The organism is Thalassotalea fusca (genome assembly GCF_053485835.1).
Genome location: NZ_JBQRUN010000004.1, coordinates 75,048 through 100,022, shown reverse-complemented (window position 1 = coordinate 100,022; position 24,975 = coordinate 75,048). Strand labels below are relative to the sequence as shown.

The 24,975-nt window shown below is 40.9% G+C and carries 19 protein-coding genes; 13 read left to right on the top strand and 6 right to left on the bottom strand.

Going from position 1 to position 24,975, the window contains the following annotated elements; translation table 11 throughout:
• Window positions 1-7: 7 nt before the first annotated feature.
• The 6 genes from ACSLUK_RS06535 to ACSLUK_RS06510 all read left to right on the top strand — a co-directional run bounded on the left by ACSLUK_RS06535 (window position 8) and on the right by ACSLUK_RS06510 (window position 10,111).
• Complete coding sequence (locus ACSLUK_RS06535) at window positions 8-2,365, top strand: hypothetical protein (protein ID WP_448547736.1); 2,358 nt, start codon at window positions 8-10, stop codon at window positions 2,363-2,365.
• The gene (locus ACSLUK_RS06530; protein WP_448547735.1) at window positions 2,358-5,936 is read left to right on the top strand and encodes a hypothetical protein; all 3,579 of its coding nucleotides are present in this window, start codon (window positions 2,358-2,360) and stop codon (window positions 5,934-5,936) included. The genes ACSLUK_RS06535 and ACSLUK_RS06530 overlap by 8 nt, the downstream gene beginning before the upstream one ends.
• Before the next feature lie 6 nt (window positions 5,937-5,942).
• Complete coding sequence (locus ACSLUK_RS06525) at window positions 5,943-7,601, top strand: hypothetical protein (RefSeq protein ID WP_448547734.1); 1,659 nt, start codon at window positions 5,943-5,945, stop codon at window positions 7,599-7,601.
• A gap of 314 nt (window positions 7,602-7,915) precedes the next feature.
• Window positions 7,916-8,137, top strand: coding sequence for a hypothetical protein (locus ACSLUK_RS06520; protein ID WP_448547732.1), 222 nt, complete (start codon window positions 7,916-7,918; stop codon window positions 8,135-8,137).
• Between the two features lie 208 nt (window positions 8,138-8,345).
• Complete coding sequence (locus ACSLUK_RS06515) at window positions 8,346-8,882, top strand: hypothetical protein (RefSeq protein ID WP_448547731.1); 537 nt, start codon at window positions 8,346-8,348, stop codon at window positions 8,880-8,882.
• A 248-nt stretch (window positions 8,883-9,130) separates the two neighbouring features.
• The gene (locus ACSLUK_RS06510; protein ID WP_448547730.1) at window positions 9,131-10,111 is read left to right on the top strand and encodes a transposase; all 981 of its coding nucleotides are present in this window, start codon (window positions 9,131-9,133) and stop codon (window positions 10,109-10,111) included.
• Window positions 10,112-10,441: 330 nt separating this feature from the next.
• On the opposite strand, the gene ACSLUK_RS06505 is transcribed toward ACSLUK_RS06510, so the two are convergent.
• Together ACSLUK_RS06505 and ACSLUK_RS06500 are read right to left on the bottom strand one after the other, a co-directional pair.
• Window positions 10,442-10,564 carry a PEP-CTERM sorting domain-containing protein gene (locus ACSLUK_RS06505; protein WP_448547729.1) on the bottom strand — a complete coding sequence of 41 codons (123 nt, stop codon included), beginning with the start codon at window positions 10,562-10,564 and terminating at the stop codon, window positions 10,442-10,444.
• Entirely contained in the window at window positions 10,539-11,273 is a 735-nt protein-coding gene (locus tag ACSLUK_RS06500) for a hypothetical protein (protein ID WP_448547728.1), read from the bottom strand. The genes ACSLUK_RS06505 and ACSLUK_RS06500 overlap by 26 nt, the downstream gene beginning before the upstream one ends.
• Window positions 11,274-11,517: 244 nt before the next feature.
• Between ACSLUK_RS06500 and ACSLUK_RS06495 the strand changes: the two genes are divergently transcribed.
• Window positions 11,518-12,639 carry an IS4 family transposase gene (locus tag ACSLUK_RS06495; RefSeq protein ID WP_448547727.1) on the top strand — a complete coding sequence of 374 codons (1,122 nt, stop codon included), beginning with the start codon at window positions 11,518-11,520 and terminating at the stop codon, window positions 12,637-12,639.
• A 44-nt stretch (window positions 12,640-12,683) separates the two neighbouring features.
• Here the strand turns inward: ACSLUK_RS06495 and ACSLUK_RS06490 are convergent, their stop codons facing one another.
• Entirely contained in the window at window positions 12,684-13,478 is a 795-nt protein-coding gene (locus ACSLUK_RS06490; RefSeq protein ID WP_448547726.1) for a hypothetical protein, read from the bottom strand.
• Between the two features lie 439 nt (window positions 13,479-13,917).
• Between ACSLUK_RS06490 and astE the strand changes: the two genes are divergently transcribed.
• The 4 genes from astE (at window position 13,918) to ACSLUK_RS06470 (ending at window position 19,210) form a co-directional block, all read left to right on the top strand.
• Window positions 13,918-14,988: a succinylglutamate desuccinylase gene (astE, locus tag ACSLUK_RS06485; protein WP_448547725.1), complete on the top strand. Its 1,071-nt coding sequence runs from the start codon at window positions 13,918-13,920 to the stop codon at window positions 14,986-14,988.
• A gap of 490 nt (window positions 14,989-15,478) precedes the next feature.
• Window positions 15,479-16,663: a thiamine pyrophosphate-dependent dehydrogenase E1 component subunit alpha gene (locus ACSLUK_RS06480; RefSeq protein ID WP_448547724.1), complete on the top strand. Its 1,185-nt coding sequence runs from the start codon at window positions 15,479-15,481 to the stop codon at window positions 16,661-16,663.
• The gene (locus tag ACSLUK_RS06475; protein ID WP_448547723.1) at window positions 16,663-17,640 is read left to right on the top strand and encodes an alpha-ketoacid dehydrogenase subunit beta; all 978 of its coding nucleotides are present in this window, start codon (window positions 16,663-16,665) and stop codon (window positions 17,638-17,640) included. The genes ACSLUK_RS06480 and ACSLUK_RS06475 overlap by 1 nt, the downstream gene beginning before the upstream one ends.
• 10 nt (window positions 17,641-17,650) lie before the next feature.
• Window positions 17,651-19,210, top strand: a complete 1,560-nt coding sequence (locus ACSLUK_RS06470; RefSeq protein ID WP_448547722.1) for a dihydrolipoyllysine-residue acetyltransferase — start codon at window positions 17,651-17,653, stop codon at window positions 19,208-19,210.
• Window positions 19,211-19,339: 129 nt separating this feature from the next.
• Here ACSLUK_RS06470 and ACSLUK_RS06465 read toward each other — a convergent pair whose 3' ends face one another.
• A complete protein-coding gene (locus ACSLUK_RS06465; RefSeq protein ID WP_448547721.1) occupies window positions 19,340-20,314 on the bottom strand; it encodes an ABC transporter substrate-binding protein in 975 nt (324 codons plus the stop codon).
• Window positions 20,315-20,455: 141 nt separating this feature from the next.
• On the opposite strand from ACSLUK_RS06465, the gene ACSLUK_RS06460 reads away from it, so the two are divergent.
• Window positions 20,456-21,130, top strand: coding sequence for an oxygenase MpaB family protein (locus ACSLUK_RS06460; RefSeq protein WP_448547720.1), 675 nt, complete (start codon window positions 20,456-20,458; stop codon window positions 21,128-21,130).
• A gap of 117 nt (window positions 21,131-21,247) precedes the next feature.
• Here ACSLUK_RS06460 and metK read toward each other — a convergent pair whose 3' ends face one another.
• Together metK and murI are read right to left on the bottom strand one after the other, a co-directional pair.
• Window positions 21,248-22,435 (bottom strand): methionine adenosyltransferase, encoded by a 1,188-nt coding sequence (metK, locus tag ACSLUK_RS06455; protein ID WP_448547719.1) that lies wholly within the window; start codon window positions 22,433-22,435, stop codon window positions 21,248-21,250.
• A 278-nt stretch (window positions 22,436-22,713) separates the two neighbouring features.
• The gene (gene murI / locus ACSLUK_RS06450; RefSeq protein WP_448547718.1) at window positions 22,714-23,547 is read right to left on the bottom strand and encodes a glutamate racemase; all 834 of its coding nucleotides are present in this window, start codon (window positions 23,545-23,547) and stop codon (window positions 22,714-22,716) included.
• Between the two features lie 137 nt (window positions 23,548-23,684).
• On the opposite strand from murI, the gene ACSLUK_RS06445 reads away from it, so the two are divergent.
• The gene (locus ACSLUK_RS06445) at window positions 23,685-24,956 is read left to right on the top strand and encodes an MDR family MFS transporter (RefSeq protein WP_448547717.1); all 1,272 of its coding nucleotides are present in this window, start codon (window positions 23,685-23,687) and stop codon (window positions 24,954-24,956) included.
• Window positions 24,957-24,975 lie beyond the last annotated feature (19 nt).

Below are 24,975 nucleotides of genomic sequence, written 5' to 3'. Positions count from 1 at the left end.
TTTATCTATGAACGAAGCCAATGGCACCGGTCTTACGGTGGAAGATGTAGAGTTTTTTGACAATTATGTTCCGGCGTTAGATGACGGTAACTATACCATAGAAGTTACGTCTAAACTTGCTGGCTTAGAAGAAGCTGATAGCTATTTTAGTACACCTATTAGTCAAGCGTTTCAGGTTAGAGGGCCTCAGTTTTCTTTACCAGTAAGTGAGATCCATAGCTGTTACCCACCGATAAATAGTAACTCAACTTATGACCAATACTTGCCTAACTTGGTCTTTAACCGAAGAATCCTGCCGTGGGAGCGTTCCTTTAAACCAGGTGAAATAGTTAATGAGCAAAATGACAGCAGAATACCTTGGTTATGTCTATTGGTATTTAAAGAAGGGGAGATTGATGTTTATAAATCAACGCAGTCCTCATTGAAAACGATTAAGGTGGCAGATTTTTTTGATCAGACAGACGAAGATTCGCTAAAGCCAGAGATCAATCGGGACTCGATACCTTTAGATATATTAGCTTCCAGCTGTAGTTATATCTCAATTAAGGCTGAGGTTTTTCAAGCTTTGGCACCTAAAATTGATGAACTACGCTATTTGGCTCATGTCAGGCAGGTGGATATAAGTGCACAGGCCATTAGTGATACAGAAAGCGGTAACTGGTTTAGTGTGATTAGCGGTAATCGATTGTTAAAAACGACGGGGCAAGCAGGTCAACGCTTCTACGTACACCTTGTATCCCTTGAAGGCTATTATAATTTAATGAAGGATTACTCATCCTGGCCAAAGCAACATTCTACGCCCGAGCGGGGTAAAAACATAAATTTGATCTCCTTGTATAACTGGTCATTTTTATCACAACCCGAAACTCTAAACTTTAAGCAGCTGGTTGAGAATTTTGCTGAGCAATCAAAAAAAACATCGCTCCTGCGGATAGAATCGCAAGCGGATAATAACCAGGTTTTCCAACAACGGCTAAAAATGGGGTCTGTCCCTATGAGGCACGATACAGCTAGCGGTGAAAAAACTATCGCCTGGTATCGCAGCCCCTTAGTGCCTGTTGTTGTTCCACCGCTACCTAGACCCGATCCTGGGTATCATTTCCCATCCGCGGCATCGCTGATGAATTACGACAGTGCTACAGGCTTGTTTGATCAAACGTATGCGGCTGCTTGGTCTATGGGACGGGCACTTGCTTTGGCAGATGTTGTTTTCTCTCAATCCTTATTGCGGCTTAGGCGTAAATCTTATGCTGTTATTGGCAAACTTATGGATAGATTACCCGAAATGAGTAACGAAACTGAGCAAGATTTCAATAAGTTAATAAACTCTAGCGCAGTTCGCGATGCAATCAAAAATCAGGTGTCTGGAGAGCTAGGATCTCTAATTTCCGCTATGATGACTAACCCGGATCACGCTTTGAACGGCCAATTTATATCGGACGAACAAATTCCAGCAAATAAATCTATCGAAAAGAAACCTGTTGAGTTGATAAAGCAATTTTTGTCATCCAGTCAGGTTCAGGTATTTCTGAAAGAAGAAATTAAAACTGATTTGTTAGCTATAGCTGAATGGTTGGCAAGAAAACAAGCGTTATACGATGTGCCCTTTAATCATCTGGTTCCGGAGCAGTCAATGTTACCGGTAGAGTCTTTGCGCTTTTTCTACCTTGACCAAAATTGGCTGGATGTGTTGGTAGATGGTGCATTAAGTATAGGTATGCAAACATCTAAAGACGCTTTTTATACTCGGGCCATGCGAGGAATACTCAATGACGCTATTGCTACTGAATTGCAATTCATTCGTGACAAACTAATGGGAAGCGGCGCAGGTGATACGGATACAGCTGATGGTAAAAATACTATGTGTGGCATATTACTTCGTTCATCTGTGGTGTCAGGTTGGCCAGGCCTGGCTGTTAAAGCTTATAAAGGTAACGCCTTAACAGGGCAGCAGCTTAAAACTATACGTATGGAGCGCCTGTCTCCCAGTGTACTGCTTTGTATTTTCCTGGATATTCCAGACACTATTACTTTGGCCGAGCCTTCACAGGGATTGTGTTTTGGCGTTGAGGACGACAACATTATTCAACTTAGGAAACTAACTGAGTCCGTTGGTAAACCTACTGGGATAAACTTCCCAGATTCAGGCTCGTTCGCATCTTTTTTTCGGTCAAACACAATTGGCGTCGGTGATGATGTACTCAATATCAATGACGGTAAAAAAAGCCTGGTTCAAACAATGACAAATAGTCAAAACCTTGATCAACCTATCACGCCTGGACAATTTGCCCTGCAAATGGTGAAAGCACCCGAAGCAATTTCATTCATTTCAAAAACAAGCTTTGCTGGAGATACAAATGACTGACACACTCTTTGTACCTATGGACGTTCAGGCTTTGCTGGTTAATGACGAAGTAAGAAAAGGGCAGAATTTTCAGCGTTGGCAAGCTGACTATGGTTCTTTGAACCACTACATCAGCCCCACCCCAAAACCTTTTTCTGGGACTAGCGAATGGAATGAAGACCCTAAGGCAAATGGCATCTATTTAAAATGGACACTACCTCATGCACTTCGAACAGGCAAACACACCCAAAATAACGCCGAGACCAAATACTCTTTGGTTCCCAATCGTTGGTTAGTTGTACGTCACTATGGTGATAAAAGTGAAAGGGAAGCTAAAGCTTGGGTTGTAGAAAGTGACTTTCTTGATCCTGAAAACGCAACTTCACCTTATATTGACCCAAAGTCGAAAGAGGGGCAAGCAACCTACATAGGGAAAAAGGTCGATCTTAATTATTGGCAAGAAGTCGCCGATCAGGATTTATTTTTGACGGCAATAGGGCCTGATGATTTAACATTTTCGGTGTTTCAGCCAAGCAATGAGAATGTTTTTTCAATTCATGACCCATTAAGCGATGTCCCAGAGCAAGATGTTATTAGCTATTTGGTTGTTGGTTGGTATTCAGATCCAACAAAAGATATTTTAGCTGATGTAGCCGATCAAGAGGCTTTTCGTGAAAAGTTAAGAGAACTCAATTGGCGACTGGACAACACAACTGGTACTTCATGCGCTCTATCTATATATCATGGCTTTGTTCATAGTATTCAGTGGGATAAAAATGGAGAGATCCCTATATCGGAGCGACCCACTAAGGTGTCCTTATCTTCTCCTGATTCCGAAGTCTCGCTTGCCGTTGGTAATAGCGCAATTGATGCATTAACAGCACTGATAACGCAGCAAGCTAAGTCAAGTGAACAACCGATAACTCCCAGATTGTTGGAAGCTTTCCAATATAATCTATTGCCTTTGCTCGATCTGCCGCAAGGTGAAGATCTGTTAAACCAAGCTATTCATAAGGCCTGGTTTGGCAGCTACCCAGGTGGTTACGAGTGGATTGTGGTAAAAAAAACAAACGATGAGCGTGTTGGAAATGACCAAGCGGCATCTGTTAATACCTCAGCTGATTGGACAGACCCTTATTTACATCCAGCTTGGTTAGATAAGTTAAATCAAACTCAGGCAAGTTATGACGAGAAAGTCAGAGAGTTACATTATTTGCAATGGCAGCTTTATTGCGTGTGGTGGACAAAAGGCAAATATCAAAACCTTTCAGGAATTAAAAAGAAGTATTTAGGAGCACAATACTCTGAGCAAAAGTTTGAGGGTGAGTTAAATGTAAATAAAGCAAACTCTCTGGCTCAAAAAGTTCAAATCAAGCTCGACGAGCTGACGAAACTGTTATCCCGTTTGCCAAAAGATAACGAATTGGAAGTGCGGAGTAACAGTTTAGTTACCAGTAATATGACGTTGCCAAATCAAAATTATCAGCTAAAACGTATTCCCAAAGCGCCATTTTATAAAGCCAATGACCCTGTCGTATTGATTTCTGGTTCCAAAGCATCGGGCACACTAACTGACGATAAGCCGCTTCGCTGTCGATTGTTGAACCAGTTAATTTCGGGGGTAAAACTCGAAAATACCGAGGTGTATAGTACTGCCTTAAAAAACTCAATACCATCGTTAGACTTAAGCCGAGTACCATCTCAGGTAACTTTGCTGCTACAGGAGGCATTTTTTCTCGATCCCAATAATTCCAGTCTTATAGCAACTCAGGTGGAGTCAAGACTTGCAAACTCAGTAAAACATGATCCGATAGGTGTACGACCTGATTTTTCATTAGATAATTGGCAACAGCCTTGGTCACCACTTTTCTTAATGTGGGAAGCCTATTACTACCCAATTAAATATAAAGAAAATAAAAAGAAAAATTGGGAATTTTGCGAACAAGAATATCACCTATCTGATAACAATTTGTCTGAGTCAAAACATATTACGTTAAGTGGTACCACTTTATTAACGCCTAAGAGTCAATTTAATTTTAAGCGTCGATTAGAGGCATTTATCGCAGCCCATCCTGAGTTAGATGCTAAAGAGTTAAGTGAAATTAATAAATTTATCAGTGAAACTGATCATTGGGATTTTCTTTCGCAATCTTTGGATGGCTTTATGTATCAACTGATTTGCCGCGAACATGAAAGAAACACTATCCCAACTTCTGACTGTCCGATTGCCAAATTAGTAGGGGAGCAGTTGTATTTAGTGCCGGAGCTGGGCGATGTTTCTGTTCCTTTTTACGGTTTCCCACAGTCCAAATTTCAACAGTGTCGTGGTGGGCAGTTTTGTTTCGAAAAACTACTGGTGGTTGACAGCTTTGGTCAATCTATCGAACTATCGACAAGCCTAACTTATCTGGAAAATAAACAAATCGTTATCGCGCCTTCTATTAAGGCAAAATTTACCGTGTCAACTGAAGAGGCATATCGCTTTATTCAATTGCCTCCAAGGCTGCTACAACCGGCAAGATTGAATTTTGATTTTGTTTGTGCCGAGAGTGATGAATATTTAATCAGCTTGAATGGCGAAAGGAATCCTGTTTGTGCTTGGATTATCCCCAATCATATCGACAAAACACTTGCTTGTTATGACGCTGAAGGGAAAGCGCTTGGTGCTCTAGGTGTTATTTCTTTGTCTGAGAACGAAAATAGGATCCATTGGATTCCTGCGCCAAATTCTATTTATACCAGCATCGAGAGGATAACCAGCCGCTTTCCCCACCTAGGTCAAATGTTGACTGGATTAATTGAACAGGGGGCTGACGCTTACTATAGTTTTTACCAAACCATTGATGAGACGCTGTGGTCTATTGATCCTTTGGGAGCCAGAAGCGATCAAAACCTCTCCGTTTTAGCGGGGAGACCTTTGGCTTTGGTCAGAGCAAGATTAAAGTATGAATTGGATGGCCCAGCAGTAACCGACCCGAGTTGGCGCTATGTATTTGAACCAGCTAATGTCGAATTTACTGAATATGAATTTCCCGTAAAATTAGGTCAGCTTAAGCTCCAGAATGATGGGTTACTGGGGTATTTTCTCAGTTCTGACTATAGCACATTTAATTGTGTACAGTTACCACCAGAGGTGGGGCAGGCGCCTGCTTATCTTAAGCAAATAAAAAAAGACAACCTTATCGATTTATCTTTCGACAAAGGTAGTGAAGCGTTTATTTCCATGTTGATTGATCCTAGGGCTTCCGTTCATGCGACAAATCATATTTTGCCCGATACAACCTTAGCGTTACCGGAAAAATATGTTCAACCCGCGCTCAGTGCTATGGAAATAATGATTCATGCAGGTCCTTTATTAGCTACCGAGCAGGTGATGAATTCAGTCGGTAACACTGCAAAGGAAAATGTATTAACCCTGATACCAAAACCAGCAGAAACTAATGGTGAATGGCGCTGGCTGCAACATGAAGACGGTGTCTGGAATGATCTTGCGATTAAGCACACTAATGCAAAAGCAAATTTTTCTAACTTAGCTTTAAAACTCCAGACTGGAATACTCAAACTGTCAAATTCTATAAAAACAGGGGAATAAAACAATATGTCAACAACTATTTATAGTGATAATCAAGGATTATTAGATTATGCCATTACAACCAGCCCAAAACCAATCTCGGTCAGTCCAAAAGAGGGCCCCCCGTCCTTGCTTTCACTATGTGTCACTGTTTCAAATAATACAAATGATCCTATATATTGTGACAAGGTCATTTTTACTATACCCATTAGCGATCTTGCTCAGAGTTTAGCCTCCACAGCAGATGGTATTGTATGTCAGGCGGAAGCTGATACCGATTGGAAAATTAGTGAATCTGGACCGGGTGAATATACTGCAACTCCTAAGCGAAAACGGGATCAGAAAATAACAACTAAAGGTCTGGTTTTTCAGTTTTACCATATTCAAGTAAATAAACAGCCCGGCACTTTTACCTTATGGATCACGGAAAACTCTTCTACTGATAACAAAACATTCAGTAACAGAGATAATGCTTTTAACCTGGCTAAATTCCCTTATGGGTTTTATCTGGATGGCTTTACTGCATCAGCACCACAGGTAGAAGATAAAGGCACAGTAACCTTAAGCTGGAATGGTTCTGAAATTGCCGATTATTTTATCCATTTTCAAGATCAGAAGGTTAATGTTTCTGAAGTTCGGAGTTGGACATCTCCTATGTTGGATGAAACTACAACATTCGCTTTGCAAGCACTCTATCAAGGTCTGGGGGAAAATATTGATACCTATATGTACTTGACGGTTATTGTTAACAAGCCCGATTTAACCTGTACTAGTCTTGCCGTTGATAAAGGTGCCAAAATTGAGGGTTCCCTTGCTGTTAAACACGAAATCTCTGGTGTAGGTATTACACCTCCGGGTGGGATTATTATATATGGTGGACGTATAGAAACCTTTGACGAAAATGGTAAAGGAAAGTTAGGAACAAAAACTGAGGGATGGCAAATCTGTAATGGAGAAAATGGGGCTCCTGATCTCCGGGATAGGTTTATTGTGGGTGCTGGGAGTTCTTATAACTCAGGTAGCACTGGTGGTGACAAGGAAGTAACTTTGACTGAAAAACAGCTACCTCCTCATCGTCATACTGATGAAAGTTCAGCGCCTATATATGTAAATACCAATGGAGAAACATATAAATTAGTTTATTCCAAATTTAGCTATAAAGACACTGATAGTGGCCGTAATGTTGCCTGCTTTCAAAATGTTACATCATCAAAAACAGACTACATCCAAGCGGAGGTTTCTCATGCGAGTGCAGGTGGTGGGAATGCATTTGATAATCGCCCTCCATATTATGCTCTGTACTATATTATGAAGATGCCCAAAAACAATCTAAAGCCAACGGAGTACCTTGCACCCGGAGAGAGACTTGTTTCTGCTAACGGTCAATATGAAATGGTATTTCAGGGTGACGGTAATTTGGTTATCTACACTATTGATAGTGGTGATATCATACATAGCTTTGGTACCAACTGCGATAATCCCGTAAAGGCTGTTATGCAGAGTGACGGCTATTTTGTTGTTTATCGAAAAGACGCGAATAAAGAGAAGTCAGTTGATTTTAGTAACCCCAAAGAAGGCGCGTTAGGTGTATGGGCAGAAGGCAGTAATCCGACCTTAACCTTAAAAGATGATGGAACGGTAGAGATAATAAACAGTAAAGGCATAGAAACTTATCCTGCCACTTAATAGTGGATAGAGTCTTGCTAATCAGAACCCATATTCCATACCAACGGCGTTACAAAATCTTTATATGTAAATCTAGTTTGAAATTACTCTTCAAGAATAGAAAACCCTCCTGATTATTGGATTAGTCACGGCGTTTTTTCAAGGTGGTTGTCACTAATTTGTACTGTATCCGTCTGGTGAGCAACAGCTAGCTTAAACTAGCGTTCCAAGAATAGGGAGGTAAGGGTAAAGTCCGTTGTGGGTTTTTAACAGGTGTTATGGGCAATGAATAAAATTCATATTAAAAATGAAAACGAATTTAAATAGGAGAAATAATGGCTAGATATAAAGTACGTATTAGACCTGGAAGTGATATGAAAGAACTAGGTTTTAAAAGTGATTTTGAAACCAAAATAGATGTTAATGACAACGAAAATATAGCTGATGAAGCTGCTATGGTGTGGTACAACCATCTAGAATTTAATGAAAGTGCACCAAACAGTGAAGACTTTTACAGGGCAATTTTAACATGTTCTTTCGAATGGCGGGAAATTTAATAGTTTGGTTAATTTGTACTAGCTCAGACTTGACTGACAGTTACTCGTTTTTCAATCGGTGACTGACAGTTTAGACTTGACCTCAACTCTTCTCAGCCCAAATTTGCAATAACCTTTTTTGTAACAATCAAAAATATAGACTTGGCACTACAACAGCCAAGCTTCCAAGAAATAAAACACACCAATTTTCCATAATTAAGGAATATAAATGCGCCAGATACATATTTTAAATAACAACAGCAATATCTTAGTAGAAAAGTTTGATGACAGAACTTTGTCCGATAGTGCGAAAAAACTTATAAGTGAAATAGCGAAAACAAATGATAAATATATCGATATTCAGTCGATAAAGCTTAGTGTTTTAGTTGAAGTCTCGAAATACTTCGATACAGAAATGGGGGTTGCTAAAAGTCAAGGCTGGCTTCATTTGATCAAGGGCAGAGCAGCTAGTGGAGATAAGGTTGGTAGAGTGTCTTTAAGTGATGGACCCGCTGGTGCTACGATGCTGATCCATACCCACCCTACATGGCAAAACTACCGTTCGCATTTCGAGCAGGATTTAGCTGTAGCCGAAGAAGAGGTTATGGAAGCGGTGGTTAATTGGAGCGAGCAGATTGTTGTATATGCTAAAGGCGAAATCAAAAATAAAAAAGATAGTTCAGGCAGTGGAAAATTACAGGCATTGAAGTATGGCGATGAATTTTATCCTAATTTTATTAATATTAATGGAATAATTCAACCGTAACCGCTGTTTGTGTGCGTTATGAAAAGCGAGGGCGGCCAGTACACCGAGCTAAATCGGTAGACGGTTGGAGGTGACAGCCCGCTATTTTGTAAGACCTAGTACCTTCTAGAGGCTTTCATCATACCCCCGGTTTTGCTGGTGTGATGGTTGAGTTTGGATCAATAATCGGGACACCCACTTTTCTGGCGCATCGATAATCTTCGACTAGACTTTTGAAAACGGAAATTTTAACCAGTCTAGGAGAAACAATGCCCAAACCGAGGGAGCAGCAGATTAGTTTGAGCGACACACCGTATTATCACGTGTGTAGTCGTGTGGTAAGAAAAGCCTTTTTATGTGGGGTTGATGAAAGTAGTGGGGTTAACTACGAACATCGCAGAGCGTGGGTTGAAGAGCGCATCCATCAACTATCACAAGTGTATTCTATTGATATTTGTGCTTATGCGGTAATGCACAATCATCTTCACCTTGTCCTTCATGTTAATGTAAAACAAGCCAAGACTTGGTCAGATTGGGAAGTCGCAAGTCGTAGGCATAAATTGTTCAAAGGCACGATATTAACCCAGCGATTTGCAAGGCAAGAGTCATTGCAAAGCTTTGGATTGGAAACGGTTGAAAGTAGTATTTCAATATATCGTGAACGATTAGCTGATATCAGTTGGTTCATGCTCTCGCTCAATGAATTCATCGCGCGCAAAGCAAATGCGGAAGATAATTGTACAGGCAGGTTTTGGGAAGGACGCTTTAAATCACAAGCTTTGCGCGACGAAGCTGCGTTACTTGCTTGTATGAGCTGCGTTAATTTAAATCCTGTTAGAGCGAAAATTGCCACGACACCAGAGCAGTCAGACTTTACAAGCATTCAATTACGAGTGAGACCCGCATTAAAAGGTGAACAACCGAAAGTGCTGGCAAAATTCATCGGAAATGAACATGAAAGCAAAATAAAAGGGTTACCATTTAGTTTGGCAGATTACTTAACACTCGTGGATGCCACAGGCCGCGTAATAAGAGACGATAAACGCGGTGCCATTGAAGCACAAACTAAACATATTCTCTTACAGTTAAATATCTCGGAAGATAACTGGCTAAAAATCGCCACGGAATTTGAGCGAGTATTTAGTGGTGCTGTGGAGGCACCAGATAAACTAAGTGAATATTATGGTAATATAGGATTATCGCGCCGTCATGGAATATCCAGCAGTGTTAAGTGGTTGAACACAGGGTAGTTTTTCACGTTAAGTAAATACGTCAAATCTCCACCATAGTACTTGGGCTTTTGATTTAAGTCCTGTATTCCTATTGCCGAAAGTTACTGAAACATTAAACATTCGTCGAAGAAAGGCGAGCATTTAACTCTAATAAACTAATTCAAAGAAAAACTTGTACGAGTTATAACAAATAAACTGCTTTAGTCGAGAATTCTCTAACGGTGGGTGGCTAACTTCAATTCAGAAGGGCTTGAACTAATTCTTGCACAGTTAACTTGAGATCAAAAAAAAGCGCAATTGGTTTCAACTATTGCGCTTTTTTATCGGGTGAGCCCATTTAAATAATATTTACGACAAATTCGGGCGCTTTCTAAAACGCAATAATCCCATTATTCCTGCAGCAAATATGGCAAGTGTGGATGGTTCAGGTACGCTACCTGCTTGATTATTTCTCACGAGCAAACTGCCCATTTATACGAATATTACTTAAGCCATGTAGTCTAATAGCAAAAGTAATGATACTTATAAGCAAGAGAATTACTATAGGCGGCTCTGTTACCTTGATTGCTTGTCTTGATAATAGTCGAACATTAATTAAATTGGCCTCACCTACCTCAAAATCGTTCATGTTATTTGCTAAACTATATCTCCATGTGAATATGTCTACATTACTTTCATAACCACCACTTAATCCAAATAAGCTACTGTAAAATTCGATTGCAAAATATTCCTCAAATACCCAACTCAAAAGGCGTCGGTGCCCCTCTCCATAAATGCTGCTATGAACCATTCCTTTCGCACCAAAGTCGACGTTGCCGCCATCAGCCGTTAATCGAGGGATATCAATGAAGTCAGGGAAGGAAAATTCAATATCTGTTGAATAAAAATATTGAACCAAGCCTTCATAAGTTCTATTACAATTAAGATTAGGGATAACGGCTGGATCTGTACATAATGGCAATGAAGTATCACTAAAGTAATCCTCTCTTATGGGACCTACCTCTTGATATTTAACGTTAAACTCAATCGAATCGCCTGCTGAATACAAGAAGTAATCTCCTCGTACATCTGCAACATCCATACTCCACTTTTCTACAACTAATGTTGCAAAGGCTTGGACTGAAATAAAAAAACTAATAAATGGTACGACTATTATTAATCTAAGGCTGTTCTTTAGCATTACTTTTCCTTATAAAAAAAACAAATCAATGCAAATAAATGGGATCACAAATAAATGGGGCCAGGTACTGAGCTATCCCCACAAAAATATTCTTGAGTAATGAGGGAACATTCATAGTGTTTGGTGATCTGATCAATCGCCAAACCAACCAATATCAACCAAAACCACTATGAATGCCGATACTATTTTGAATCAGATCGTTAGCTTTGTCACTCCAACAATCCATAAAACTCGAAGAAATGCTGTGATAGCTTGCATTAAGAGCCTGATGTATGGGGCAGACGCTAGTGTCACGAGTATTGGCCGTGGCATTCAAACTAATGCCTATGAAAAACACAATATAAAACGAGCAGACAGGTTACTTTCAAACCAACGGTTATTGTCCGAACTTCCTTTAATATACAAAGCACTTTGTCAGTGGCTGGGTTTGATATCTTCAGAGCCAATTATTCATGTTGATTGGTCTGATTTAGATCCGAATAAGCGCCATTTTCTAATTAGAGCGTCACTATTATTTTCTGGACGGTCACTAACCCTTTATCAGGAAGTGCACGACTTAGGTTCTAAGGAAAAGCCTGCAACACACAAAGTCTTTCTTGGCACATTAGCCCAAATGTTAGGGCAAGATATTAAACCAACAATCGTCACAGATGCAGGGTTTAAAGTGCCATGGTTTCGTCAAGTATTAAACTTAGGTTGGAACTATGTTGGCCGAGTTCGTAAGCCTAATTTCTATCGCGTTCAAGGAGTTGAGTGGCGATGCATTAGTCACCTTTATCAGTTAGCTTCACCAACGCCAAAAGTACTTGAAGGTCAGTTATGCCGCTCGAATACGCTAGCGACTAATTTGGTGTTGTTTAAGGATAGAATGAAAGGACGTGTATCGCTTGGTTGCGCAGGACAAAGGCGAATGAATAGTAATGATAGAAAGTATTCGAAAAGTGCTAAAGATCCTTGGTTGCTAGCAACCTCACTGTCTTCAACCTCTACTCTAGCAAAGCGAGTCGTGAATATTTACAGTTCAAGAATGCAAATAGAAGAAGCGTTTAGAGACATGAAATCCCAGCAGTTTGGTTTGGGTTATATGGTCAATAAAAGTAAAAAATTACCGCGCGTATCTATATTGGTGATGCTGGTAAGCTTAGCCAATTTTATACTTGTAATGATAGGGTTATCACTTGATACATCGGGTAAAACAAAGCATTTCCAAGCAAATACGGTAAGATATAAACGAGTACTATCCTTCCATACACTTGGTATAAGGGCTGTAAGAAATAGGCGATTCAAAGTGACGGTAAGGCAATGGAAAAACACCTTAGATCGACTATCTGAATATATTCAGGGAGCCGACTATGATGTCATTTGAATTTCGTGGGGATCTCTCAGTGCCTGACCCCATTAAAACGATATTTACGATAAATCTTGGCGCTTTCTAAAACGCAATAACCCTATCATTCCAGCAGCAAATATTGCGAGTGTGGATGGTTCATGTACGCTAACGGCTTGATTATTTCTTACAAGCAAACTTCCCATTTCACTTCGACCTTCGCTTTTTAATTCTGTCCAATTGTCATCATGGTGTCCCATATTCGCGCCATATATATCACTAATGAAGCCAATAGGGCCACTTCCTTGCAGGTACGATGTTTCGGTAGTGTTTGTTAAAACATTATAGGCATTGAAGTCACTATAATAGCTATCTGCGTAGAATATCGTTGCACCGCAGGTTTGTAACTCGTCGGTTGAGCATTCAAAGTCATCACCATAAATAAAATAAGAATAATCTTGGCTAGTAAAAATCGCGCCGGTTTCTGTATTATCTATCCGATCGGCTCCATAGCCAGTATCAAATGCAAGCCCGCCAAAATTTTCGATAAACCACTTTGAACCGTCAGCGTTACCAGAACTGCCGCCAGAATACACACCATCCCACAATGAATTTATTAAAATCTCAACCTCTGCTCTAGTTGCAAAGCGCCAATCATCTGCCGCCCAGGTAGTACCGAAACGGTCGGTAAAGCCATTTTCAATGTCATTGCGACTAAATCCAGCAGTATGATCTAGCGTCATCCATTCTAAGCCCTGTAAGTCAACCGACTTACCTTCGTCCGTAAAATGATCACCTGAAATGATGCTCGCAGAGGCTGTATTTGTTACTAATAGAATAGAGGTTAAAGCCAAAAATTGACGAATATTTGATTTCATTAGAATATCCTTTTCATTGATTTAATTGATAATTTGTTAACTTAACTTTCAATACTTCCTTTATATTTATACATTAATTGACGACATTAAATTATTCAAGACGAATAATCTTGTGTTTGAATTCATTCTTAAATAAATCACAGAAGCACTTTTTAATGGCATCTTTAATATTTTCCACTCTGAATAAAAATGAAGCTCAACAATTCTATATGTTATTAGGCAGAAGTCAGCGCGAGAAAGCACCATATATACATCTTGCGACTATTCATTTTCATGGCGTATACAGTAAATAATCACCAATAGTGTATAGTTATTGATTTTCTTCACATTGAATTATGGAAGATTTTACTTATCCCTTATTTTATAAGGCATTGGACGTTATTTTTAATTTAATCCTTGCTATAATATTGCGCAAAATTTCTCAAAAAGAGCGCATGTTTTGGACAATATTCAGCAATATCTTCAATCAACTGGTGACTTCCTTTCAATCACTCGCAAGTACGAGTATCAACTGCCAGAAACGTTTACATTCACATTGCACGAAGCGAATCCTGTTAAAGCGACTAAAGTTTCGGTAATTGAAACGGGTCTCATTTGCTTTGAGCCAGTTGGCAGAGCAACCGGTAAAGATATTGTTTTGTCGAGCGGTGTACATGGTAATGAAACAGCGCCTATCGAGATTTGCACGGAACTCATTCAAAAACTCATTTTAGGTGAGTTGATCGTTTCTGAGCGGGTATTATTTATATTCGGCAATCCAGCGTCGATGAATATTGCGGAGCGTTTCGTTGATGAAAATATGAATCGCCTTTTCTCTGGCGGACATTCACAAGATCAAGGGCAGGGAGCGGGCTTAATCAACAAAGAACGCCACCGTGCACTTTTACTTGAAAATACGGTACGTGACTTTTTTGAGCAAGGTGGTCCTGCCGAAGCGCGTGAACGTTTCCATTACGATTTACATACCGCAATTCGTGGTTCTAAAAACGATAAATTTGCTGTTTATCCATTCTTGCATGGAAAGCCACGCAAAAAAGAACAACTGCAATTCATGTTAGCGTGCGGCGTGAACACCATATTGTTATCAAACGCGCCAACCACTACATTCAGTTATTTCTCGTCGAATGAATTTGGCGCCGATGCCTTTACGGTTGAACTGGGCAAAGTAAGACCATTTGGTGAAAATGATATGAGCAAATTTGTCGACGTGAAAGAAATGCTGACGCGCTTTATTACGGGTCAAGACTTGCAGCTCAAGCCATATGATAAAGCAGACTTTCATTTGTATAAGATTTATCAAACGATTAATCGTACGCAGGAAAAATTCTCACTTACCTTTGCTGACGACGTAGAAAACTTCTCTGATTTTCCTGCGGGCAGTGTTATTGCGATCGACGGTGAGGAAGAAATTAAAACCAAAGTAGATGGCGAAGCTATAATCTTTCCCAATGCTAACGTCGCCATTGGTCAGCGTGCGATGCTAACTGTTATCCCAACTGATCTTGACTAAGTAGCTACAACGCCTGTTTTGTGTTCGTATTTAACAGACAGGCGTCTCTAGTTTCTATTTCTTTCTCTCTTTATTCATTTCTTTCTTTTCCATATTCAATTCTTGTCAATACAAATACATTGACGAATAAAAATGCCATCTCGCTGACTTTTTATTTGTTACTTCACTGAACTGCCTCGTTATTTTCGGTAACCAATCATTAACACTTGTATTCTCTTTTTGATGAAATCTTTTTAATTAACAACGTGTTACTATGTTCTTACTTCTTTTTTATTGGAAATTTATTGACCATTTAGTCACGCTATTTTCGAGCGTATTCGTGATTAAAAACTTGTATTTCAGTTTACGTAAAGGTAAAGTCTGAACGATTATTACAAACAACGTACGATAATAACGCGGCAAATGTACTTGTTATAATGGCTGACTATACTGGTTAGTCATGAGTATGTATTGTCGACCTTGATTTCAAGGAACATAAAAAGAGAAGGCTATGAACACTGAAATATATAAAGAAAGCCCTACGGTGCATGAAGCGGCTTTTATTGATGGTCATTCAGTTGAAATCCCCATCCTCAAAATCTTACAGCAAGATGGCACAGTTTATGACGGTGCACAATTACCCGATATTGACCAAGAATTAGCAACAAAAATATACAAGTCATTGGCTTTTCATCGTGTGCTTGATGAGCGAATGATTGCTGCGCAGCGTCAAGGCCGAATTAGCTTTTACATGGCGGCACTTGGCGAAGAAGCAACAACGGTTGGTGGCGCGGCAGCGTTAGAACCACAAGACATGATCATGGCGCAATACCGTGAGCAAGGTGCGTTAATTTATCGCGGATTTAGCCTTGAAAACTTCATGAACCAAATGTTCAGCAATGAAAAAGACTTAGGTAAAGGTCGCCAAATGCCAATTCACTATGGCAGTGCTGAACTTAACTATATGACAATTTCTTCGCCACTTGGTACGCAAATCCCACAGGCGTCAGGTTATGCTTATGGCCAGAAACTTGAAGGCAAAGATGCGGTAACGATTTGTTATTTCGGTGAAGGTGCAGCGTCTGAAGGCGATTTTCATGCCGGCTTAAACATGGCAGCGGTGCATAAAGCACCTGTTATTTTCTTCTGCCGCAACAATGGTTACGCTATTTCAACACCTGCTGATGAGCAATATATCGGTAATGGTATTGCATCACGTGGCGTAGGGTATGGCATCAAAACCATCCGCATTGACGGCAACGATATTTTAGCGGTACTTAAAGCAGTACAACTTGCACGTAAACACGCTATTGAGCATGCAGAGCCTGTATTAATTGAAGCGATGTCATATCGTTTAGGTGCGCACTCTACGTCAGACGATCCTTCTGGTTATCGTACACGTGAAGAAGAAGCTAAGTGGCACGCACATGATCCTATTTCTCGTATGAAGAGTTGGATGCTTGCACAAGGTTGGTGGACAGAAGAGCAAGACACGGCAACCTTTGAAAAGATGCGTGAAGAAGTACTAGCTGCGGTTAAAGTGGCTGAAAAAATTGATAAGCCACCATTAGAAGATTTAGTGTCAGATGTGTACGATCAAGTGCCTCCACACCTGCAAGCGCAATATGAAGCCGTGAAAGAGCATATCAAAAAGTATCCTGAAGCATATCCGTTTACCGCAGGGAGAATTAAATAATGGCACAAATGAACCTATTACAAGCGATCAACAATGCGCTTGATATCGCTATGGCGGAAAACGATCGTGCGCTATGTTTTGGTGAAGACGTTGGCCACTTCGGTGGTGTATTCCGTGCAACTAGCGGCCTACAAGAAAAATATGGTAAGTCTCGTTGTTTTAACACCCCACTAGTTGAGCAAGGTATCATTGGTTTTGCCAATGGTTTAGCTGCTCAGGGCAGTACGCCAATTGCTGAAATTCAGTTTGCTGATTATATCTTCCCAGCGTTTGACCAAATCGTAAATGAGTCGGCTAAATTCCGCTATCGTAGCGGTAACGAATTCAATGTAGGCAAGTTGACAATTCGTACACCATACGGTGGCGGTATTGCGGGTGGTTTATATCATAGCCAATCACCTGAAGCTTATTTTGCTCACACACCAGGTTTAAAGCTTGTTGTGCCTCGTAACCCATATCAAGCGAAAGGCTTGTTATTGGCGTCAATTCGTGACGACAACCCAGTGATTTACTTTGAACCTAAACGTTTATACCGCGCATCAGTAGGTGAAGTACCTGAAGAAGACTACCAATTACCAATTGGTAAAGCAGAAGTCATGCAAACAGGTAGTGACATCACGTTGTTAGCGTGGGGCGCTCAATTAGAAATCGTTGAAAAAGCGGCTGCTAAAGCGTCTGAAGACGGTATTTCATGCGAAATTATTGACTTACGTACTATTCTTCCATGGGACGTTGAAACCGTTGCAAACTCTGTACTTAAAACGGGTCGTTTATTGGTTAGCCAAGAAGCGCCAATTACGGCAGGCTTTGCGAGTGAAATTGCAGCAACTATTCAGCAAGAGTGTTTCTTGCACTTAGAGTCTCCAATTGAGCGCGTATGTGGTTTAGATACACCATATCCGTTATCGCTTGAGCGTGAATACGCACCAGATCACTTAAAGATCTACGAAGCAATTAAACGCAGCGTTAACTACTAAGGTGAGAAAAATGAGTATTGATTTTATTTTACCCGACATTGGCGAAGGTATCGTCGAATGTGAATTAGTGGAATGGTTAGTAAGCGAAGGCGACACCATTGTTGAAGATCAGCCAATCGCTGACGTAATGACAGACAAAGCATTAGTGCAAATCCCTGCGATGCACTCAGGCATTGTTGATCGTCTTTATTATGAAAAAGGTGATATTGCCAAGGTACATCAACCGTTATTTGCGATGACACCAAACGATAGTGCTGCTAGTGCACCAGCCGAAAAAGCTGAAGCGCCAAAGGCACAAGAAGTGAGCAATGAAAACGCTACTGGTACTATCGTTGAAGACTTCATTTTACCTGATATTGGTGAAGGTATTGTTGAGTGTGAAATCGTTGAATGGTTAGTGGCTGAAGGTGATGTGATCGAAGAAGATCAGCCAGTTGCTGATGTAATGACTGATAAAGCGCTTGTACAAATTCCTGCCATGCACGCAGGTACAGTAGTTAAGCTTTATTATGCAAAAGGTGATATCGCTAAAGTACATGCGCCATTGTTTGCTATTGAACGTGCTGCGAACAGCGGTGAATCAGCGCCAAAAGCAGCTGAAGCACCGGCACCTGCGGCAAAAGCAGAAAATAAGCCTACACCGCAAACTGCAAATAATACACCAGCAAAAGATAACAAGCCTGCTGCTAAACCGAATGGTAAAGCCGTTGCCAGTCCAGCTGTACGTCGCGTTGCGCGTGAGTTAAACGTGAACATTCACGCAGTACCGGGCACTGGTAAAAAAGGTCGTGTTTATAAAGAAGATGTTATTGCATTTAGCGAAGGCGGTTCAGCCGTACAACCAGTTGCGCAAGTAGTTAGTGGTGGTACGCGAGTAGAGCCAATTCGTGGCGTGAAAGCCGCAATGGCAAAAGCAATGGTTAAGTCAGTATCTACCATACCTCACTTCACTTATTGTGAAGAAATCGACATGACAAAGCTAATTGCACTACGTGGTGAACTGAAAGAAGTTTACGCAAAGCAAGATATCAAGTTAACAATGATGCCATTCTTTATGAAAGCAATGTCATTAGCGTTGAAAGAGTTCCCAATTGTTAATGCGCGTGTGAACGAAGATTGCTCTGAACTAACGTATTTTGATGATCACAACATTGGTATGGCGGTAGACTCGAAAGTTGGTCTATTGGTGCCAAATGTGAAGCAAGTTCAGCAAAAATCGTTAGTTGACCTTGCGGTTGATATTACGAAGTTGACGAATGATGCGCGTTCAGGTCGTGTTTCTAGTGACGACTTAAAAGGTGGCACAATCACCATTTCAAACATTGGTGCGATCGGTGGAACAGTGGCAACACCAATCATTAACAATGGTGAGTTAGCGATTGTGGCACTAGGTAAACTGCAGCAATTACCACGCTTTAATGCGCAAGGTGAAGTGGAAGCTCGCTCAATTATGCAAGTGAGTTGGTCAGGCGATCATCGTATCATCGATGGTGGCACTATTGCTCGCTTCTGTAACTTGTGGAAGTCTTTCCTTGAAGAGCCAAGCACAATGTTGATGCATATGGCGTAACACATTAAGTGTTATTGCTTGAAATATCAAAACCCGCAATCTCGCGGGTTTTTTTGTATTCATTTGAAGGTACGCCGCTTGCAGAGCCGCAGAATTTTGCTTCCTGATTCTTAACCCTTACTTTTAACCTTAACTACTCAATTCACAATCGCTTGGAACCCAACTTGCAATTTCCTTTGCATATTTCTTAGAGAATACGGCTGCAGCGTTTTCTTCTGAATGCTCTTCTGCTACGACTAGGTAGGCGGCATAGGCAACCATTTCATGAGTAAAATTAACGCGCTCAATCAGCTTGTAAACGCAGGGGAACGATGCAACTAAACTAGGTGCTGCTGCTTTCTTTAACCAGCCATTACGCATATTGCCACAATCATCAACCAACGTGGGATTTAGCCCCCATTCAGGCTTTGTAGGACAGTCAGGTTCGTACGCAGGAAATTCTATAAACTTGCCTATTTCGTCTATGTCTGTCCAATTAGGGCTCCAATTGAGTAATAGAATAGGGCGGTGGTGCTCTATGGCTGCTTTGAGTTCATCCCACAGACTCATCGCATCATTTTTACGTTCAATCGTATATTCGAGATTGAGTGCACGAATAATAGACGCGTCGCTATAGTACCATGGGCCGCCGTAATAGATGCCTTTACTAGACTCAAACGTCCCTTTAAAAAGGTGGCTACATTTATTAAGTGTGCGCCAATTCGGTAGTTCGGGACAGTAGTTTTCAACATATTTTGGGTACCACCACTCTTCTGCAACGCGTGCGTCATGCGTCCCCATGTCAATTATATTGCCACTCGCAACGTGTGCTGTGAAATCTTTCTCCATAGACGGCTGCCAAATTTCAATTTGAAAGTGCACCAAGCCGCGTTGCATAGCTCCCCACTGTTCATCTGACGAAATATTTAGGTAGGTGACAGGTGTTCCAGCATCACTGATTATTTTGCCCACTACATGAGATAAAACGCGTTGGCTTGTCCATCGGTTTAATGGAATATTGATGCGTTGTTCATTAAGGGGGGGCAATGTATTTGCAGTCGAGGTTAGCGCTGCATTAGATACTAGCAGGAAAAATAACAAAATATGTTGTCGCCATCTTTTCATAATGCGCTCTAACTGTGGCTAATAAGCTGATAATTTTTGATACATTATTAGACTAATTGTAGCGGCATTTCGAAAAATTTGGTTGTATATACGCAATGGCTATTTGATACTAACCCACATAATGGATAAAGCTGATAACTGATGGACATTCAGACGCTATATTACGTCAAATACCGCAATACGTTTCGACTTGGAACATATATCGCGCTGCTCAAAACAATGAGTATCGCGCATTTAGTAGAGCAACTTTATGGTAACAGCCAGTTAAACCAGCAAACTTACGAGCGTTTAAGTAAAACTAGAGATTTTATTAAAACAATCATATCGTCAGGAATTGACAGCGAGCAAAGTCGGGCAACGTTCTCTCATATCAACCGAGTGCATGCCAATTTACCTGCGTCCAACGATGATTTCCTCTATGTACTTTCTACATTCATCTTAGAGCCAGTTCGATTCAATCGACAATTTAGTCGATACCAACTAGCGGATGACGAAATTGACGTCTTGCTTACTTTTTGGAGTGAAGTAGGCCAACGAATGCGCATAACGGACATACCTGAAACTGAAGGACAATGGCACAAATTTCAACGCGCATATGAAGCTAAATGCCAAGCATATTCACCTGAAGGTAATGCACTTGCGAAGAAGTCGCTAAATCAAGTGGTGAAACTGTCTTTGCCGTTCGGCACAAGATTCATTGCTAAGCAATTAATTACAGGGGCATTGTCGGTAAACACGTTAGCGGCACTTGGACTCAATAAACCTAGGATACCCGCTAACCTATCTGCACGAGTATTAATTGTTAATAGAGGCTAGCTCGGTGAGCGAATTCATTACTTAGTCAAATAGTATTGAGATGGGACGCCTCAAAACGAAAAAGAGCCAATAAAGGCTCTTTTTTAGTTTGACTTAGCTTATTTAAAGTCTGGCTGATTACAAACCAGCAGCAGCGCGCAAATCGTCTGCTTTGTCTGTTTTTTCCCACGAAAACGCGGTAAACGTATCATCACCAACGGTCATTTCATACGGCTCACGACCAAAGTGTCCGTAAGCAGCTGTTTGTTGATACATTGGGTGAAGTAAGTCGAGCATTTTCGTAATGCCATAAGGACGCAAATCAAAGTGCTCACGTACTAATTCAACAAGCTTTTCTTCGCTGACTTTGCCTGTACCAAATGTTTCAACTGAGATTGATGTTGGCTCAGCAACACCGATAGCGTAAGAAACTTGAATCTCACAGCGATCAGCAAGGCCAGCAGCAACAATGTTCTTCGCCACATAACGACCTGCGTATGCTGCGCTTCTGTCTACCTTTGATGGATCTTTACCAGAGAACGCACCACCACCGTGACGAGCCATACCGCCATAGGTATCAACAATGATCTTACGACCAGTCAATCCACAGTCACCTACTGGGCCACCAATGACAAAGCTTCCTGTTGGGTTAATGAAGTACTTTGTTTCAGGCGTTAATAATTCAGCTGGCAACGTGTGCTTAATGATGTTTTCCATCACAGCGTCATGAAGATCTGCTTGCTTAATATCTGGATTATGCTGTGTAGAAAGTACCACAGTGTCAATCGCAACAGGCTTATCATCTTCATAAATGAACGTTACCTGGCTTTTTGCATCAGGACGTAACCAAGGCAAAATACCTGATTTACGTGCTTCTGCTTGACGCTCAACTAATCGATGTGAATAGTACAAAGGAGCAGGCATTAATGTTTCAGTTTCGTTTGTGGCATAACCAAACATTAACCCTTGGTCACCAGCACCTTGCTCTTCAGGGCTTGTGCGGTCAACACCTTGGGCAATCTCTGAAGATTGTTGGCCAATTAAGTTCATGATGCCACAAGTTTCACCGTCAAAGCCTACATCTGAAGAGGTGTAACCGATATCGCTGATAACTTTACGTGTAAGCTTTTCTAAATCTACCCAAGCAGATGTTGAGATTTCACCAGAAATAATCGCGACACCTGTTTTGACCATAGTTTCACAGGCAACACGCGCATTTTTATCTTGGGCAATAATTGCATCTAATACAGCATCCGATATTTGATCGGCGATTTTATCCGGATGACCTTCAGAGACTGACTCTGAGGTAAACAAGTGTCTAGACATAATTCCTCTGTAAATATTCTTGATCAATTCGCTACAACGGATTGATATAAGTTAGGGTGTACTACCAATCTTAATTAAGCGATTGAATTCTCGAAAATGGCGAAGTTAATCTATTGATAAATATAGAATACTTGGCCTTTTTTCGATTCATCTCTAGACGATTCGCTTCGTTAAATTGGCATAGTTAGGCATATTGTAACGGTTATTTTGAAATTTGCTACTTTTTTTACGCCTAGACGTCTAAATGGCTTTATTGGATTTGTACGGATGTGCTAAAGCTAGATTTGAATATGGCGAATATCGGGGATGTCTAAAGCAAGTAACTGCGACACTAAACGAGATAACTGCTCAGAAGGATTACTCGCCCAGAACGATAATTCAGGGTTATTTGACGACTGATTTAATAGCGCATATTTCGCTAGTTGGCGTATTAGCTGTTCTGTGACCGGCCGTGCGGTTTCCATTAAAGCAATGTTAGCACCTACAATTCTCTCTATCATTGGTGCTAAAAACGGATAGTGTGTACATCCTAGTACTATCGTATCGACCCCAGCGTAAATCAGTGGTGTTAAGTATTGAAGCAATAATTTATGACATTCGTCACTCTGATGTTGTCCTTGCTCAATGAGATCGACCAAGCCGGGACAAGGCTGTATCAACACTTCAGCACTGTCGGCATATCGCGCCACAAGTTGCTTAAAGCGGCTGTTGTTTGCGGTGGCAGACGTAACTAGCAATCCAACTTTGTTGGTTTTACTTTGCTCTACCGCAGGTTTTATCGCGGGCTCAACGCCTATGATGGGGATGTGATATTGCTCGCGCAGTTTTTCGATGGAAGAAGCTGTGGCCGTATTACATGCGACAACAATTGCCTTTACCTTTTGCACATGAAACCACTGACCAATTTGTAATACTCTAGCGTTTATTTCTTCCTCAGTTTTACAACCATATGGTGCATAGGCATTGTCAGCCACATAAATAATATGCTCATTTGGCAACATTTGGCTAATACAACGCTGAATAGACAAACCACCCAAACCTGAATCAAACACGCCGATTGGGCGCTGTGCAAGCGATGTATTTGCAGTGCTAGATAGGGTCAACTGAGACATGTATGACGGGCTGATCTTTATTGATAAAACTAGTTGGGAGTTATATTGATTTTTGTGGCGAATGTAAAGGTATGATTCAAGCAATATTTAGTATATAACTAGCGTTTTTAGAAATTCATGAGTAAAGGATGTAGTACATGAGCCGGCGACAACAGCTAAAATCATTTCCAGCATTAATGTGGGTGCTTATATTTGGCGCTTTCATTACACGTGGAAGTTATTATATGGTTTGGCCGTTCCTTGCGATCATTCTTTATGATTCTTTTCAGCTTTCCGCAACGTCAGTGGGCGTTATTTTGTCAGCGGCTGCATTGGTGTCGGTATTCGTTGGCTTTGTTGGTGGTACATTGTCAGACAAATATGGCCGCAAAAACATTATGTATGCGAGCGGTATACTGTACATCATTTCATTTATAGCGTTGGCTGAGGTGACAAGCCTTACGGGGTATGTCGTTATAATAACGCTATGTTCAATTGCAAAAGCCATATGGGAACCTCCAACTTCGGCATTAATCGGTGACATCGTCAAGGATGAAGATGCGAGAGAGCTGGCGATGCAAATACGCTATTTCAGTGTAAATGTTGGCGCTGCGTTGGGGCCAATGGGAGGCGTTTGGTTAGGATTAACAGGGCAGCAATCCAGTTTTGTGATCACTGCATATGCGTTTTTATTGTTCTTAGTCGTGTTGGCTTGGGGCTTTAAGCAACAAGCTGGGCTTAATAATATTGAGCTGGAATCTACTGCTAACAGTGACTTAACCGTAGATAACAATCAGAAACAAGGGCATTTTTCTGTCGTGTGGCAGGTACTTAAGCAAGACCGCCTGCTTCAATGTTTGATTTTAGCCAACATGACCTGCATGTTAATTTATGCGCAAATGGACACAACATTGGTGCAATACCTTAAACGTGCAGATGCGCCGGATGTTTTACTACTGGTGTCCTCATTAATCTTGACTAATGCACTAGTGATTGTTTGTTTTCAATTCATTTTACTTAAAGTGATGGCAAGCTTAACTTTGGTTAAGCGGATTCAGATTGCATTAGCTGTGCTAGCCATTTCACAAGTATGGTTAGCTTTCAATCCGTTGACTTGGTTTTGGGGTTGGGTGGGCGCAATAGTTTTGATGAGCTTAGCGGAAGCGGTATTGTTTCCAACAATGAATGTGCACATTGATCGCATCGCACCCAAACACCTGCGAGGCGCATACTTTGGTGCCGCTTCGTTTTATTCGGTTGGCTATGCAATCGCACCATTTATTGGTGGTGTATTGTTAGATTCAGTTGGGGTTTGGTTATTTTTGATTGGTGCAGCGGGTTGCTTGTGGGTGATCTATTTGTATTCAATATTGGATAAATTGCCTCGGCCAGAGATTGCGCTAAATACAGCATCGATTGATAAAGCGTGATGTAAACGAAACATACGAA

Bases quoted from the DNA above. Each gene is read 5' to 3' on its own strand.
- ACSLUK_RS06535 (WP_448547736.1), top strand. From the start codon at position 8: ATGAACGAAGCCAATGGCACCGGTCTTACGGTGGAAGATGTAGAGTTT.
- ACSLUK_RS06530 (WP_448547735.1), top strand. From the start codon at position 2,358: ATGACTGACACACTCTTTGTACCTATGGACGTTCAGGCTTTGCTGGTT.
- ACSLUK_RS06525 (WP_448547734.1), top strand. From the start codon at position 5,943: ATGTCAACAACTATTTATAGTGATAATCAAGGATTATTAGATTATGCC.
- ACSLUK_RS06520 (WP_448547732.1), top strand. From the start codon at position 7,916: ATGGCTAGATATAAAGTACGTATTAGACCTGGAAGTGATATGAAAGAA.
- ACSLUK_RS06515 (WP_448547731.1), top strand. From the start codon at position 8,346: ATGCGCCAGATACATATTTTAAATAACAACAGCAATATCTTAGTAGAA.
- ACSLUK_RS06510 (WP_448547730.1), top strand. From the start codon at position 9,131: ATGCCCAAACCGAGGGAGCAGCAGATTAGTTTGAGCGACACACCGTAT.
- ACSLUK_RS06505 (WP_448547729.1), bottom strand. From the start codon at position 10,564: ATGGGCAGTTTGCTCGTGAGAAATAATCAAGCAGGTAGCGTACCTGAA.
- ACSLUK_RS06500 (WP_448547728.1), bottom strand. From the start codon at position 11,273: ATGCTAAAGAACAGCCTTAGATTAATAATAGTCGTACCATTTATTAGT.
- ACSLUK_RS06490 (WP_448547726.1), bottom strand. From the start codon at position 13,478: ATGAAATCAAATATTCGTCAATTTTTGGCTTTAACCTCTATTCTATTA.
- ACSLUK_RS06480 (WP_448547724.1), top strand. From the start codon at position 15,479: ATGAACACTGAAATATATAAAGAAAGCCCTACGGTGCATGAAGCGGCT.
- ACSLUK_RS06475 (WP_448547723.1), top strand. From the start codon at position 16,663: ATGGCACAAATGAACCTATTACAAGCGATCAACAATGCGCTTGATATC.
- ACSLUK_RS06470 (WP_448547722.1), top strand. From the start codon at position 17,651: ATGAGTATTGATTTTATTTTACCCGACATTGGCGAAGGTATCGTCGAA.
- ACSLUK_RS06465 (WP_448547721.1), bottom strand. From the start codon at position 20,314: ATGAAAAGATGGCGACAACATATTTTGTTATTTTTCCTGCTAGTATCT.
- ACSLUK_RS06460 (WP_448547720.1), top strand. From the start codon at position 20,456: ATGGACATTCAGACGCTATATTACGTCAAATACCGCAATACGTTTCGA.
- metK (WP_448547719.1), bottom strand. From the start codon at position 22,435: ATGTCTAGACACTTGTTTACCTCAGAGTCAGTCTCTGAAGGTCATCCG.
- murI (WP_448547718.1), bottom strand. From the start codon at position 23,547: ATGTCTCAGTTGACCCTATCTAGCACTGCAAATACATCGCTTGCACAG.
- ACSLUK_RS06445 (WP_448547717.1), top strand. From the start codon at position 23,685: ATGAGCCGGCGACAACAGCTAAAATCATTTCCAGCATTAATGTGGGTG.